The sequence below is a fragment of the Amorphus sp. 3PC139-8 genome (genome assembly GCF_040750475.1).
In the GTDB taxonomy this organism is placed as follows: Bacteria; Pseudomonadota; Alphaproteobacteria; order Rhizobiales; family Amorphaceae; genus Amorphus.
Window position 1 is genome coordinate 72,269 of sequence record NZ_JABJVY010000007.1, and the last position, 15,178, is coordinate 87,446.

The 15,178-nt window shown below is 64.3% G+C and carries 11 protein-coding genes; 5 read left to right on the plus strand and 6 right to left on the minus strand.

From position 1 onward, the window contains the following. Window positions 1–143: 143 nt before the first annotated feature. From HNS03_RS08800 to HNS03_RS08820, 5 genes are all read right to left on the minus strand, one after another. Window positions 144–1,763, minus strand: coding sequence for an ABC transporter ATP-binding protein (locus tag HNS03_RS08800; RefSeq protein ID WP_367194603.1), 1,620 nt, complete (start codon window positions 1,761–1,763; stop codon window positions 144–146). Window positions 1,764–1,766: 3 nt separating this feature from the next. Beyond that, window positions 1,767–2,639 (minus strand): ABC transporter permease, encoded by an 873-nt coding sequence (locus HNS03_RS08805; protein ID WP_367194604.1) that lies wholly within the window; start codon window positions 2,637–2,639, stop codon window positions 1,767–1,769. Beyond that, window positions 2,636–3,586, minus strand: a complete 951-nt coding sequence (locus HNS03_RS08810) for an ABC transporter permease (RefSeq protein ID WP_367194606.1) — start codon at window positions 3,584–3,586, stop codon at window positions 2,636–2,638. Before HNS03_RS08810 ends, HNS03_RS08805 begins: the two co-directional genes overlap by 4 nt. An 18-nt stretch (window positions 3,587–3,604) precedes the next feature. Beyond that, window positions 3,605–5,089: an ABC transporter substrate-binding protein gene (locus HNS03_RS08815; RefSeq protein ID WP_367194607.1), complete on the minus strand. Its 1,485-nt coding sequence runs from the start codon at window positions 5,087–5,089 to the stop codon at window positions 3,605–3,607. 70 nt (window positions 5,090–5,159) lie between these two features. Further along, complete coding sequence (locus HNS03_RS08820; protein WP_367194609.1) at window positions 5,160–6,434, minus strand: acetylornithine deacetylase/succinyl-diaminopimelate desuccinylase family protein; 1,275 nt, start codon at window positions 6,432–6,434, stop codon at window positions 5,160–5,162. A 411-nt stretch (window positions 6,435–6,845) separates the two neighbouring features. On the opposite strand from HNS03_RS08820, the gene HNS03_RS08825 reads away from it, so the two are divergent. The 5 genes from HNS03_RS08825 (at window position 6,846) to HNS03_RS08845 (ending at window position 14,179) form a co-directional block, all read left to right on the plus strand. Next, window positions 6,846–8,153: a porin gene (locus HNS03_RS08825; protein ID WP_367194611.1), complete on the plus strand. Its 1,308-nt coding sequence runs from the start codon at window positions 6,846–6,848 to the stop codon at window positions 8,151–8,153. A gap of 493 nt (window positions 8,154–8,646) precedes the next feature. Beyond that, a complete protein-coding gene (locus HNS03_RS08830; protein ID WP_367194612.1) occupies window positions 8,647–9,888 on the plus strand; it encodes a porin in 1,242 nt (413 codons plus the stop codon). A 513-nt stretch (window positions 9,889–10,401) separates the two neighbouring features. Then, window positions 10,402–11,586 carry a porin gene (locus HNS03_RS08835; protein WP_367194614.1) on the plus strand — a complete coding sequence of 395 codons (1,185 nt, stop codon included), beginning with the start codon at window positions 10,402–10,404 and terminating at the stop codon, window positions 11,584–11,586. A gap of 587 nt (window positions 11,587–12,173) precedes the next feature. Continuing rightward, a complete protein-coding gene (locus tag HNS03_RS08840; RefSeq protein ID WP_367194616.1) occupies window positions 12,174–13,349 on the plus strand; it encodes a porin in 1,176 nt (391 codons plus the stop codon). Window positions 13,350–13,525: 176 nt separating this feature from the next. Further along, window positions 13,526–14,179, plus strand: coding sequence for a BON domain-containing protein (locus HNS03_RS08845; RefSeq protein ID WP_367194618.1), 654 nt, complete (start codon window positions 13,526–13,528; stop codon window positions 14,177–14,179). A 69-nt stretch (window positions 14,180–14,248) separates the two neighbouring features. On the opposite strand, the gene HNS03_RS08850 is transcribed toward HNS03_RS08845, so the two are convergent. Beyond that, window positions 14,249–15,163 carry an alpha/beta fold hydrolase gene (locus HNS03_RS08850; RefSeq protein ID WP_367194619.1) on the minus strand — a complete coding sequence of 305 codons (915 nt, stop codon included), beginning with the start codon at window positions 15,161–15,163 and terminating at the stop codon, window positions 14,249–14,251. Window positions 15,164–15,178: the final 15 nt, after the last annotated feature.

Consider the following 15,178-nt stretch of genomic DNA (forward strand, 5'->3'; position numbering starts at 1 on the left):
CGGCGTTCTAGCGCCTTGGCCGTCCGGCTGCAACGGGCGCACGCGGTGCTTGGCGGAAAGTTTCGCGCTTGTCCCCGGTTTGGCCGGATCGGACGCGCGCAGGTTTCCTCGAAAAATCGATCCGCGCTTTTTTGCGCGGTCCCTTATTCCCTCGCTGCCGCGCGCTTGGCGAGGGCGCGCTCCAGCGAGGGGGAGGCGTCGATCAGGGCGCGTGTATAGGAATGCCGGGGGCTGTGAAACACGGTCTCGGTCTCGCCATGTTCCACGATCTGCCCGTCTTTCATCACGTAGACCCGGTCGGTGGTGGCGCGGACCACGGCGAGGTCGTGGGAGATGAACAGGAGGGCGAGCCCCATGTCGCGTCGAAGCTCTGCGAATAGATCGAGGATCTGGCCGCGCAGGGTGACGTCGAGCGCCGAAACCGGCTCGTCGGCCACCACCAGCGCAGGGCGGGTCACGATCGCGCGGGCGATGGCGATCCGCTGGCGCTGGCCGCCGGAGAATTCGTGCGGATAGCGTAAGCCCGCGTTCGCAGGCAGTCCGACCCGCTCCAGGGCTTCCTCGACCCGGCGTTTGCGCTCTGCCGACGGGCAGCTCTCCGCCAGAAGATGGAGCGGCTCGGCCACGATCCGCGCGACCGTGTGGCGAGGATCGAAGCTTCCGTAGGGGTCCTGGAATACGGCCTGGATCTCCGCCCGGGTGCGGCGTAAATCGCCTGCGGAAAGGGCGAACAGGTCGCGGCCGCGAAAGCGGATCGTGCCTTCGTTCGGCCGGTCCAGGGCGAGTACCGCGCGCGCCAGCGTGCTTTTGCCCGCCCCCGATTCGCCCACGATGCCGATGCTTTCGCCAGCCCGGATTTCGACCGATACCGTATCCAACACGCGCGCCATCGGACGGGGCCGGAACAGCCCCGGTCGCGTCAGCCGGTGGGCACGCACGACATCATCTGCGGCGACCAGAACGGGCGTGTCGACCGTAGGCGAGGGGAGCCGTTCCGGCGTGTAGTCGCTCGCGGCGATCAATTCACGGGTTGCCGGTTGCCTTGGATGGCGAAACAGCTCCAGTGTGGGTGCCTCTTCGACCACGCGTCCGTCCCGCATGACGGCGATCCGTTCCGCCATGTCGGCGACGACCGCGAGATCATGGGTAATCAGCACCAGCGCTGCCCCTTCGGCCGCAGCCACCTCGCGCAGGAGCGTGAGGATCTGCGCCTGAACGGTAACGTCGAGCGCGGTGGTCGCCTCGTCGGCGATCACCAGCTTGGGGTCGGCCGCGATCGCGATCGCGATCACCACGCGCTGGCGCTGGCCGCCTGAGAGCTGATGGGGATAACGTTCCGGGCCAACCTTGGCGCGCGTGAGACCGACCCGGTCAAGGAGCCGCAGAACCCGCGCCTCGGTGTCGGCCCGGCTGAGCGGCAGATGCAGCCGCACGGCCTCGGCGATCTGATCGCCGATCGGGCGCACGGGATTGAGCGCGGTCATCGGTTCCTGGAAGACGAGCCCGACCGATCCGCCCCGGATGCGGCACATCTCCCGCTCCGACTTGGCGAACAGGTCCTCTCCCTGCAGTCGGATCGCACCTTTTGCGGTCATGCCCGGCGGCAGGAGCCGCATCACCGACAGCGCGGTCATCGACTTGCCGGAGCCGGATTCGCCAACGATGCCCAGCGTTGCGCCCGGCGCGACGGACAGGCTGACGTCGGAGAGGATCGGGTGGCCCCCGATCGAGACCGACAGGCGGTCGATTTCCAGAAGCGCCATCGCTCAGCGCCTCCGTTCCAGACGCGGATCGAGCACATCGCGCAAACCGTCGCCAAGCAGATTGAAGCCGAGCACCGCGAACACGATGGCAAGCCCCGGCGTCAGCGCCAGCCAAGGCGCGATCGCCGTCAGTGTCTGGGCGTCGTTCAGCATTTTGCCCCAGCTCGGCGCCGGCGGTTGGGTGCCGAGCCCGACATAAGAGAGTCCGGCTTCGGCAAGGATCGCGAGCGCAAACTGGATCGTGCCCTGCACCACGATCAGGCTCGCGACGTTCGGCAGGATGTGCTCCACGGTGATGCGCGCAGGCGTTTTGCCGGCGACACGGGCCGCAAGCACGAACTCTCGCGACCACAAGCCTCTCGCCGCGCCGCGCGTCACCCGCGCGAACACCGGGATATTGAAGATCCCGATCGCGATGATGGCGTTCACCGCGCCTGGCCCGAAGATCGCGGTGATCATGACGGCGGTGACGAGGGCGGGAAAGGCGAACACCAGGTCGCTTCCGCGCATCAGCACGTCGTCCAAGAGGCCGCCCTCCGCCGCCGAGGCGAGCCCGAGCGGGACGCCGATGCCGATCCCGATGGCAACCGCGATCACAGCGACACCCAGCGAGTTGCGGGTGCCGACCAGGATCATGGAGAACACGTCGCGACCGAACGCGTCGGTGCCGAGCCAATGCGCCAGGGTAGGTGGCTGCAGCCGATCCGAGACCACGACCTCTGCGACGGAGTAGGGCGTCCAGACCAGCGACAGCAGCGCGGCGGCAAGCAGGAGCGCGGCGATCGATACACCGATCAGGAAGGAGGGGTGCGCAAGTGCCCGCGCGAAAACGCTGCGACGGCCAGCATGCGCGGAACGGGGGCGCGCTTCGCTCATCGCCGGCCGTGCCTCAGCCGCGGGTCGACCCAGGCATAGGCCAGATCGACCAGAAAGTTCACGGTCACCACCGAGGCGACCAGCAGCACCACCAGGCTTTGGACCACGATCAAATCGCGTTGGGCGACCGCCTGGAAGATTAGGCGACCGAGACCGGGCAGATAGAACACGTTCTCGATGATGATGGTGCCGGCGATCAGAAAGGCGAACTGGAGCCCGAGGATGGTGAGCACCGGGATTAGCGCATTGCGCACTCCGTGGCGCCAGATGGTGGAGCCGGCGGTCAGACCCTTGGCACGGGCGGTGCGGATATAGTCTTCGTGCAGCACGTCCAGGAGCGCCGAGCGCATCACCCGCGCGAGAATCGCCGCCTGGGGCAGGGCGAGCGCGATTGCCGGCAATGCCAGCGAGGCGAAGGCCGGCCCCAATCCTGCGTCCCAACCGGCGAATCCGCCGGCCGGTAGCCAGCGCAGCGTGACGGCGAAGAGGTAGACCAGCAGGATGCCGAACCAGAAATTCGGCACCGCGACGCCGAGCTGGGCAAAGCTCATGATGGAGACGTCCGGCCAGCGATTGTGTCCGGCCGCCGCGAGCGTGCCCAGCGGAAGTGCGATCGCGGTCGACAGGATCAGCGCCATCAAGGCCAGTGGCAGGCTGACCATTGCCCGATCGGCAATCAGCTCCGCCACCGGGACGCGGTAGGTGTAGCTGATGCCGAAGTCGCCAACGAAAAAGCCGCCGACCCAGGAGAGGTAGCGGGCGGCGGCGGGCTGATCGAGGCCGAGTTCGCTACGCAGTGCCGCGATCGTGTCGGGTTGGGCGTTGACGCCCAGCATCAGGCTCGCCGGATCGCCGGGCAGAACCTCGAGCACGGCGAAGATCACGACCGACGCGACGACGAGGGTCGCGATCAGTCCGCCGAGCTTGCGGGCAACGAAGGTCAGCACCGGCGAGCGCGCCCCGGCTCACTGTTGCCAGGAGGCGTCGGTGAGGTCGTTGGCCTGGATCGGCGCGTTCGCCCATAGTCCTTTCAGGTTTTTGTCCCAAACGCCGGCCTTCGGAAGCTGGAACAGGAACGCGTTGACGGCATCTTCCGCGATCATGCGCTGGGCCTGCTCGTAGAGCGCGTTGCGCGCATCGGTATCGGCCTCCGACTGCAGCTTTTCGATGATCGCATCGAACTCGGGATTGTCGTAGCCGAAATAGTAGTCGTCGCGGGCGTAGATATCGATGTCGAGCGGTTCGGTGTGGGAAACGATCGTCATGTCGAAATCGCCGCCACGGAACACTTCCTCAAGCCATTGTGCCCATTCCACCGGGATAATCTCGACTTCGATACCGATCTTGCCGAGTTCGGAGGCGATGATTTCGCCGGAGCGGCGGGCATAGGTCGTCGGCGGGAGCTTCAGCGTCGCCTTGAAGCCGTCGCCGTCGCCCGCTTCGTCAAGCAATGCCTTCGCCTTGGCCGGATCGTAGGCGTAGAGGCCGGTTAGATCGACATAGGCGGGGTTGTGGGGCGCGAAGTGGGAACCGATCGGCGTGCCGTAGCCGAACATAGCTCCGTCGATCACGGCCTGGCGGTCGATGGCGTGGCTGATGGCCTGGCGCACCTTCTTGTTGTCGAAGGGCGGGCGCTTGTTGTTGAGGGCAAGGATGGTTTCGCCTTCGGTGGTGCCGACCACGACGTCGAAGCGCGGATCGGCTTCGAGTTGCGGCAAGTTTTCCGTGGCCGGGAAGTTCGGGAAGGCGTCGACATCGCCGGCAAGGACAGCCGCCAACGCGGCTGCCGGATCGCCGATGAACTTGAACGTGGCGCCGGTCAGTTTCGCCGACGTTCCCCAATAGTCGTCGAAGCTTGAAATCTCCACCCGGTCGCCCTTCACCCAACGGTCGAATTTGAAGGCACCGGTGCCGACCGGATCGGTCTTGTTGGTGTCTGCGCTTTCCGGCGCCACGATGACGGCGTCGCCCCAGCCCAGATCGAACAGGAAGCTACCAGCCGGCCGCGATAGTTTGATCTCGACCGTGGTTGGATCGACCGCGGTAATGCTCTCGATCGGCTCGAAGATCCGCTTCTGCGCGTTGGTGGAATCCTCCGCCTTGGCGCGCTCGAAAGAGAATTTCACATCCTCGGCGTCGAAGCTGGTGCCGTCGTGAAAGGTCACGCCGTCCCGGAGCTTGAAGGTGTAGGTCAGCCCGTCTTCGGAGATGGTCCAGCTCTCTGCGAGGTCCGGCTGAACCTGCCCGCTCTCGTCGATCTGAGTGAGGCCTTCGAAGATGTTCTGGTAGACGATTTCGTCGATTGCCGCTGCAGCCCCTGCCGTCGGGTCGAGATGAGGCGGCTCCAGCCGCATGCCGATGGTGGCGGTCGTCTTCGCGGCGACTGCCGATCCGACAAGACCGGTGGCGAGCGCCGCGCCCAAGACCAGGGCACGCAAATGTCGGTCCATCACAGCTCTTCCTCCCCAAAAGACGCCCAGCGTCCGGCGATCGCTCCCGTGCCGGACGCGCCTATCGTCGCTATCCGCCTGTTGCCGTCAACAGGCCATGTGCGGCCATCGCCATCACCTTCGCCGAATCGACCATGTCCTCGATGACCACGAACTCGTCGGGCTGGTGGGCGAGGTCGAGAATGCCGGGCCCGTAGGCAATGCAGTCGTGCAGGTGGCCGATGCGGGCGATATGTTTCTGGTCGTAGGTGCCAGGCGAGATCACGTAGTCGGGATCGCGGCCGAGCACGGCGCGGATCGCGTCCGCCACCCGCCGCACCACGGGCGCGTCCCGGTCCGTCATGGTCGGCAGAGCCTCGAACAGGTTGCGGATCTTGTAGCGGAATTCCGGTCGGGTCTGGGCCAGCCGGTCCAGCAGGCCGACGATCTCCGCCTTCACCTCGTCGATCGGCTCTTCGATCAGGAAGCGCCGGTCGATCACCATCCGGCAGGAATCGGGAACGCAGGCGCTCGGGAGGCCTTCATAAGTCTCGTCCAGGCCGCCGTGCAGCGCGTTGATGTTGAGGGTGGAGCGGCGTGCGCCTTCCGGCGCGATCGGCATCTCCGTGCGCCGCTGGGAAAGGGCCGGGAACAGCTCCGCCTCGAAGGCGGCGAGCACGGCGCCCATGTGCCGGACCGCGCAATCGCCGAGGAAGGGCATCGAGCCGTGGGCGATTCGCCCCTCCGTTTCGATCTCCGCCCACCAGACCCCGCGATGACCGAGGCAGATCCGATCCTTGTTGAGGGGTTCGGGAATGATGACGTGGTCGACGCGGGGCCGTGAGAACAGGCCGAGCCGGGCAAGATGGGCCACGCCGCCGAAGCCGCCGGACTCCTCGTCGACGGTGCCGGAGATCTCGATCGTGCCGGGCAGGTCCGGGATCGTCTCGATCAGCGCCTCCACCGCAATCACCGAGGCGGCGAGCCCGCCTTTCATGTCGCAGGTGCCGCGCCCGTAGACCCGTCCGTCGCGCACCACGGGCACGAACGGGTTGGTCGTCCAGCCATGGCCGGCGGCGACCACGTCGATATGGGAGTTGAAGTGGACGCACGGGCCCGGCCGCGTGCCTTCGCGGCGGGCAATCACGTTCACGCGCGGAAACCGGTCGCTGTCGCCGGGGCTGCCCTCCGCGCGAAAATAGGAAATCTCGAAGCCGCGTCGGCGCAGGCGCTCGCCGAGAAGTTCCGCACACGGGCGATAGGCGTCGCCCGGCGGGTTGACCGTGGGGATCGCGACCAGCGCGCAGGTCAGGTCGACGAGATCGTCGCGCTTGGTTTCGATGCGCGCATGGGGGTCGTCGAGCATGCGGTCTCCTCCGGCCCAGGGGGATCGGGGCCTGCGTTATCCGGTCTGTTCGCGCCGACGTCCGTGTCGACGGTTGCGATCTTAAGGACGTCTTCCGTCCGGTGGGAAGCGACCTGAGTACTCGCCGGCCCGCAGAACGACAGCCGCCGCCCGCGTTGTGTCTTCAGCGCAACAGCAAGGCATCGTTAACGAACCTAAACAGGATTTTTACGGGTTTGAGAGCCTTCACCGGGGGCTTGGTTAGACTTCGTTAACCATACCGGCGCGAGAAACGGGACATGGCTCATGTGTTCGATCGGTCGGCGGCAAAACGGCACGCCGGGCGAATGAGCCCAACAACAAATTGAGGCGCCAAGCGATCGATCTGGCAGCGGAAACCACTGTCTGCAACGACGAGCTTGGAGATTGACGATGAAGACCAATGCCATCCTGTTCGGCGTGGCAACGACGGTCGTGTGTGCGACCGGCGCCCGTGCCGCCGACATTCCGCTCGCTGCGGCTCCCGAGCCGATCGACTATGTGCGCGTCTGCGATGCGTACGGGGCGGGCTACTACTACATTCCGGGCACGGACACGTGCCTCAGCATGTCGGGACGTGTGCGCGCTGAATATCGCGTGTTCGCCTACGATCAGGCGTTCCGCGAAGGAAACGGCTTCGCGACCCAGGACCGCGACTTCAATTCGAGTCAGTTCCGGGCTCGTGGCTATCTCTATATGGACTCCCGCACCAACACCGAGTTCGGTCTGCTGCGCACCTACATGAACGTCTACTTCACGGCGGACGACAACGATCCGATCGACGTGACGCTGGACGACGCCTACATCCAGTTCGGCGGCTTCACCTTCGGTCGCGGCCAGTCGTTCTACGACTTCACCAACTACGCGACCTACGCTTCGGTGTTCACGCCGCAGCTCTCCGACCAGAAGACCAATCTGGCCGCCTACACCTTCGCCTTCGGCAACGGCTTCTCGACCTCGCTCTCGGTCGAAGACGCAGCGGCTCGGCGCACCGAGATCGGCGGCCCGTACTCCACGACTGTCAGCTATTTCTCCGGTGGCTACGATTCCAACGGCGGGCAGGTCTGGATCACCGAGCAGCAGGGCGTGGGCTACGGCGGCACCAAGTATCCCGATCTGGTCGCCAACATGCGCGTCGATCAGGGCTGGGGCTCCGCGCAGATCATGGGTGCCTTGCACCAGGTCTGGCCGGGTTACCGCGCGGAAGGCACCGCCTCCAGCAAGGTCGGCTTCGCCGTCGGTGGTGGCGTGGTCTTCAACCTGCCGTTCGGCGTCAACACGACCATGAACGTCACGGGTACCTACGCTAAGGGCGCGACCGACTACGCCTCGACCGACACCAGCGGGTTCTATTCGCCGCGCGGGTTCGTGGTGGAAGCCTATGACGCCACCTACAACCCCTCCACCGGTGACATCGAGATGGCCAATGCCTGGTCGGTCTCCGGTGGTGTCGGCACCCAGATCACCCCGGAATTCGGCTTCGCGCTGCAGGGCGGCTACTTCAATCTGGAAGACGAAGTCGACAGCCGTAACGGTTTCTCCAACATCGACGTTCAGGGCGATCTGACCTACTCGCCGGGGAACATCGACGGCTTCCAGATGGGTGTCGGCCTCGAATATCGTTATGTCGATCCGCACGAGGACGGGGCCGGAAACGGCGACGCTTACGCCGGCTACTTCCGCGCCGAGCGGACGTTCTAAACTTAGAACGAAAGGGAAGGCCGGGTTCCGGCCTTCCGGCTGTTCTCGCGAAATCTGACAGGCCCGGTACGCAGGATGCTGCGTGCCGGGCCTTTCGCATTCCGTCTCTCCATCCGGCGGCGCCGGAGGACGGTACCGGACGCCCTGGGAACCAACCGCAGTATTTGGCTACGCCGAGCTATTTGGCTTGACCGTGAAAATTCCGGGGGCGCGAAAGCGGTCGCGGTCCAGCATCCGGGCAAACCGCCAAGTAGCTGCAAAATATAATTGAACGACAGCGAATCGCGGAGCGGCGAGAACGGAGCGTTGTTGCTATGACGCAACAGCCCCGATCCGATCCTACCAATCGTGCAAAACGCGAAAGCGGAGCGCTTTCGGCCGCGCTATTCATAAAAGCAGACAAATGGCGCCGGGGTGGGCGCTGTTTATTCCTGGAAAGGGGCCGTAGGCGGTTTCTGTCGTCAGAATGCCGGGTTCAAGTTGGGGGTTGATAATGGACGTAACGAAAACCAGCGCCGTATTCGCTGTCGTGGCAGGTCTGGGGGCGAGCGCCGCCGCCGAGGCTGCTGATCTTCCGGTCGCCCCCGAGCCAGTGAACTATGTTCGGGTCTGTAACGCCTACGGCGACGCCTTCTACTATATTCCCGGCACCGACACGTGCCTGAGCATTTACGGTCGAGTTCGGATCGAGTATCGCGGCTTCAACTACGATCGCGGCTTCCGGATGGCGACCGGAGCTGCCGCGCATGCCCGCGACTTCGATACCAGCCAGTTCCGGGCGCGTGGCTACCTCTACACCGACTCGCGGACCGGCACGGAGTTCGGTCTGCTGAGAACCTACACCGAGATCTATGTGACGGACGACAGCCCCGGCGGATCGGTCCTCACCTTAGAGCACGGTTTCGTCCAGTTCGGCGGATTGACCGCCGGTCGTGGTCAGTCCTTCTACGACTTCGCGAACTATCCAACCTATGCGTCGATCTTCACGCCGCAGCTCTCCGACCAGAAGACCAATTTCGGCGCCTACACCTTTGCCTTCGGCAACGGCCTTTCCTCTACTGTCTCGTTGGAAAGCTCCGACACGCGGCGCTCCTCGATCGCCGGCTATGGACCGGACTATGGCGGCACCAAATATCCCGACCTGGTCGCCAACATGCGCGTCGACCAGGGGTGGGGCTCGGCCCAGCTCATGGGCGCGCTGCATCAGGTCTGGCCGGGCTACAACGCTCTCGGCGCGACACCAGACGGAACGCTTGGTTTCGCCGTCGGTGCGGGCGTGCAAATCAATGCTCCGTTCGGTCGGAACACGGTCTTCAATCTGACCGGCACCTACGCCCAAGGCGCGACCCAGTACGCGTCGAATGACACCACCGGCTACTATGTGCCATCGACCGGCGCGGTGGTTTCCACCTTCGACGCGACCTACGATCCGGCCACCGGCGAGCTGGAGAATGCCGTCACCTGGTCGGTGTCCGGCGGCTTCATCACCGACATCACGCCGGAGTTCCAGTTCGCGCTTCAGGCCGGCTACTCCTCCATCGAGGATCAGCTCAACAGCGACTACGGCTTCTCCAATATCGACGTGCAGGGCAACCTGACCTGGGCGCCGCCGTCCATGCCGGGCTTCTACCTTGGTCTGGGGCTCGAATATCGCAATGTCGATCCCGATGCTCCCGGGGCCGAAAGCGGCGACGCCTACGTGGGCTACTTCCGCGCCCAGCGCCAGTTCAATTAACGGCGGACGAACTTCCAACAATCGGATCACACGCTTTCCCCCGCGCCGGCTCGAACCGGCGCGGGTTTTTCGTTTGTCCAGGGACTTGCTCTTGGTTGGCGCAACAGTGCGTTTCCGACGGCGCAACGGTTCATCTGGAGCCAGCGGAAAGCAAGGCGCGGCTCAGCGTCGCGACGATCCTATCCTTGCCGGATTGCCACCTAAACAAGAATCCCCCGAGATTTTGGTGGCTTCGACCGAGTGTCATAAATCCGGCATGAAACAAGGTGTATGTTGGATCACTTGTAGGTTAAGTAAATTATCTAAAATCGTTGCCGATTTACCACGATTCTCGGTTAGATATTCTGATTTTCGTCTTTCGTCTTCTGCTCAGGACCGAGTCTGAGTTATTGCCTCCGCAGACGATCCGACGGCGGTGAGCACCACTGTTGGACGCGGCTCGTAAACGCATGTGCCGGCGCTTCGGCCGGCGGCAGCATCGGTCGGAAAATCCGGCCTAGTGGAGTGCACAAGATGACCATCACCAAATTCCTGTTCGGCGCCGCTGCCGGCGTCCTCGTGGCCGGTACGGCTCAGGCGGCCGACCTGCCGATCGCCCCGGAGCCGATCGACTATGTCCGCGTCTGCGACGCGTTCGGCGCGGGCTTCTATTACATCCCCGGCACCGACACCTGCCTGTCCGTTCGCGGCCGGGTTCGTGCCGAGTATCGCTACTATGACAGCGAGTTCTCCGATCACTGGCGCGACTACAACTCGTCCATGATGCGGGCCCGCGGCTATCTCTACATGGACGCCCGCACCAACACCGAGTTCGGCCTGCTGCGCGCCTACAACGAAATCTACGTGACGACCAACAGCCCGGGCTCGACCGGTGTCACGCTGGAGCACTCGTTCGTCCAGTTCGGCGGGTTCACCTTCGGTAAGACGCAGTCCTTCTACGACTTCGTCGAGTACTCCACCTTCGCCTTCGCCTGGAAGCCGGGCGTGTCGGACGAGAAGCTTCCGGTCGGCGCCTACACGCTTGCCTTTGGCAACGGCTTCTCCTCAACGCTGTCGCTGGAAGCGGCCGCCGAGCGCCGCATGGGCATCGACGGCTACAGCTACGGCGGTGCCAAATATCCCGATCTGGTCGCCAACATCCGTATCGACCAGGGCTGGGGCTCCGCGCAGATCATGGGTGCCTTGCACCAGGTCTGGCCAGCCTATGACGCCAGCTACACCCCGGAGAGCGAGCTTGGCTACGCCGTCGGTGCCGGCGTCGTCTTCAACCTGCCCTTTGCCGCCGGTGCGAGCGTCAACCTGACGGGCACCTACACACGCGGTGCCACCTCCTATGCCGGCTCAGACATCTACGGTCCGTTCGGCACCAATGGTGGCGGCGTGTACGATGCTGCGCTCGACGCCTCCGGCGATCTCGAGCTGTCGTCGGCCTGGTCGGTTTCGGGCGGCTTCGGCTTCGACTTCACGCCGACCGTCGGCGCCAACATCCAGGCCGGTTATCTGGACTACCAGAACGACGCGAGCTTCGGCGGCGACTTCAAGAACTACGACCTGCAGGGCAACATCACCTGGACCCCGGTGAAGGGCCTGCTCTTCGGCGTCGAGACGGACTACAAATATATCGACAACGAGTCGGTTGCCGGTCTCGACGACGGCAGCGTGTGGTCGGCGGAATTCCGCGCCCAGCGCACCTTCTAAACGGAGCAAGCGCAGGATCGGGGAACGGCGCAAACCGCTTTTCCCCCCGCATACCGCTCTCCGCCTCCAAGGCGACTTTCGCGACGGCCCGACGCTCCAGCGTCGGGCCGTTTCGATTCGTCCACGTCGTCCAGCGCCCAAATGCCCTGTCGAATCGCCGCTGCAGCGCGGCCGACTGGGCTCAAAAACGGATCAACCGACCGGTGTGTGATTCCCGCAGCCGGTTCGCCGGCTTCGGCCAGGGCCGAATTTTCACCGGTTGTTAAGGACGATAGGGGTGCACGCAGGGGTAAAAGGGCCGGGTGGAACCCCAAATTGTGTCGTCCTTGCAACAGCCCTTTCCAAATAAGGCGCTTGGACGGCTATGAACGCATCGCGGCGATTGAACCGGCAGGGCTAATCGATATGGTCACCCTGCAACCGGTCAACGACCGGGAGCGACTCGAGTGTCGATGAAGAACCAAAATGGTTTTGGCGCCGATACCTCGGGTCCGATCAGAGAAGGGCCGATTGAAACCAACGGCCTCAGTCTTTGGGTCAAATTGGTCAGTCTCTTATCTGACAAGCTTGGAGGTCAGGACATGAACATGAAGAGCCTTCTCCTCGGGTCGGCTGCCGGCGTGCTGGCAGTGACCGGGGCCCAGGCCGCGGACCTGCCGGTCGCTCCCGAGCCGATCGACTATGTCCGCGTCTGCGACGCGTTCGGCGCGGGCTACTACTACATCCCGGGCACCGACACCTGCCTTTCGGTTCGTGGCCGGGTCCGTGCTGAATACCGCTACTTCGATAGCGAGTATGTCACGCACTGGCGCGACTATGACTCGACGCAGTTCCGCGCCCGCGGTTACCTGTACATGGACTCGCGCACCAACACCGAGTTCGGCCTGCTGCGTGCCTACAACGAAGTGTGGGTGACCACGGATTCCCCGGGCGGCACCAACCTTTCGCTCTGGAACTCCTTCATCCAGTTCGGCGGGTTCACCTTCGGTAAGACGCAGTCCTTCTACGACTTCGTCGTCTACCCGACCTGGGCCTGGTACCTCACCCCGCAGGTGTCCGATCAGCGTCAGCTGATGGCTGCTTACACCTTCGCGTTCGGCAACGGCTTCTCCTCCTCGATCTCGCTTGAGAGCGCGGACGAGCGTCGCACCGACATCGTGGGTTACGGCTACGGTTACGGCGGCACGAAGTACCCGGATCTGGTTGCGAACCTTCGCATCGACCAGGGTTGGGGTTCCGCTCAGCTGTCGGGTGCTCTGCACCAGGTTTGGCCGGGCTACAATCCGGCTGCCTCGACGCCGGGTAGCGAAGTTGGTTGGGCCATCAACGGTGGTGTGAAGTTCAACCTGCCGTTCGCTGCTGGCGCCACGGCCAACCTGTCGGGTGCTTACACCCAGGGTGCCGTCGCCTACGCTTCGAGCAGCGTCTCCGTTCCGCTGTTCGCCGGCGATGCCTCGTTCAACCCGGTTTCGGGTGATCTCGATCTGTCGACCGCTTGGAGCGTGTCGGGTGGCCTCGGCTTCTCCTTCACCCCGACCGTCGGCGCCGCGATCCAGGCTGGTTACCTCAGCTACGAGGACGGCTACTACGACGTGAACGACTTCCAGAACATCGACGTGCAGGGCAACATCACCTGGACGCCGGTCTCCGGTCTCCTGATCGGTACGGAAGTTGACTACCGTTACGTCGACGCCGACTCCGGCTCGGGTGTGGACGACGGTTCGATCTGGGGCGCTGCCTTCCGCGTTCAGCGCACCTTCTAATTCGACAGATCTCCGGATCTTTCGAAGGGAGCCCGGCGGGAAACCGCCGGGCTCTTTTTTGTGCGGCGAAGAGCAATTCGCCGCGCCCGGGATGCGCATGACAATTCCCTGGTCTTTGAAAATGCTCTAGTGTCCCGCTCGTATTCCGGCAGCGACGAGGTTGGGGAGTTGACCGCATGTTTCGTTGGATAAGCGCGGCAGTTGTGACGATCGTGATCCTCCTGATCGTCGGGTCCGTGGGAAACAAGGCCGAGACCGATGCGGAGCTTGCGGCTCGGGTCGCTGATCGTCTGGTTGACGAGGGGATCGGCTGGGTCGAAACCAAGGTGGAAGGCCGCCGGGTCGAAATCGTCGGAGGCACGGCCTCGGAGGACGAGCGGTCGAAAGCGGTCCGCACGATTGCGTCGATCCCTGGTGTGGCCGGTGTGATCGATCGCACCGAGGTGCTTCCTGTCGCCAAACCCTACGAATTTACGGTGACGGTTGCCGCTGACGGCGCGCAGGCGTCCGGGTCGCTGCCCAATTCCGCAGCGGTCGCCAATATTTCGGCATCGCTCCGGGCCACCTTCGGCGACAACGTGGACGTGAGCCAGCTTGCAGCGGCGAGCGGCGCGCCGCAGGATTTCCGGCTTGCGGCGGAAGCTGCGGTGAGCGCGGCCGAACTGTTGGCGACGGGAACGGTTTCCGTGGACGCGACGGCGGTCCGCATTAGCGGTACCGCGAAAGATTCCCAGGCCTATGATGCACTGACGGGGGGCGGAGCGATCGCCGCGCCCGATGGCTACCAGGTCGTGACAGATTCGGTGGTCCAGCCGGCGACAGAGTCCTGAGCCCGGCTGCACCAGGCGATTTGAGCGTTCCTGGGCGATGTCTAAATTGGTTCGTCGTCTGGAGGCGTGTTAATCGGCGAGGCGTGGCGGCCAGCGGCCTTCGTCGGTAGCGTCGAGAAACTCGCCGATCCGCTCCTTCGTGGGACGGTCCCACAGCAGCGGCGCATGTCCCTGGTCGGAGATGAGCACGGTCGCAAGGCGGGGATGGGCTTGGCGCATCGCTTCAAGGGTCGCGGTCGACAGAATGTCTGAGATCGCGCCGCGAATCACCAAGGTCGGGATCTTCGTAAGCGCATAAAAGGCGGGCCAGAGGTCCGGCAGCGGAGCGTCGGGGCTAAAGGCTTCGAACGCTTCTTTTAGCGCCGGGTCGTAGTCGTAGATCGGACGACCGTCCTCTTCGCGAAAAATCTGGCGCGCAAGCCGCATCCACTCGCCATCGTCGAGGTCGGGAAAGGCGGCACCCTGGGTGCGTTTTAGCTCTGCGATCGCATCATCCCAGGTTACCGGGCTTTCCGAGCCGACATAGCCGGAGATGCGCTGCAAGCCTTCGCGGGAAATGCGGGGGCCAATGTCGTTCAGAACAACGGCAGAGATACGCTCCGGCGCGCGCGCGGCCATGGCCATGGCGACCATGCCGCCGCGAGAGGTGCCCACGAGGGCCGCCTTGTCGATCCCGGCGGCATCGAGGCCGCGCAGGACGTCGTCGAGTTCCGTCGCCGGAGTGTAGGTTTCCCACGGTGCATAGCCGGACCGGCCCCGACCACGGAAGTCGACCGCAACGACACGGCGCGTCTTTGGCGCGATCTGGCTCAGATAGCGGGCCAGCGCCTCGAAATCCCGGCTGTTGCGGGTCACGCCGGGAAGGCAGACGACCGGTGTCCCGGCAGCTTTCGCCGGGCGATAGTCACGGCCAAAAAGCGGGATGGCATCCGCGCCCGACCAGGTGAGCGGGGTCCATCGTTCCTCCGCAGTGTCGGCCGCCATGCTTTGCCCCTCATT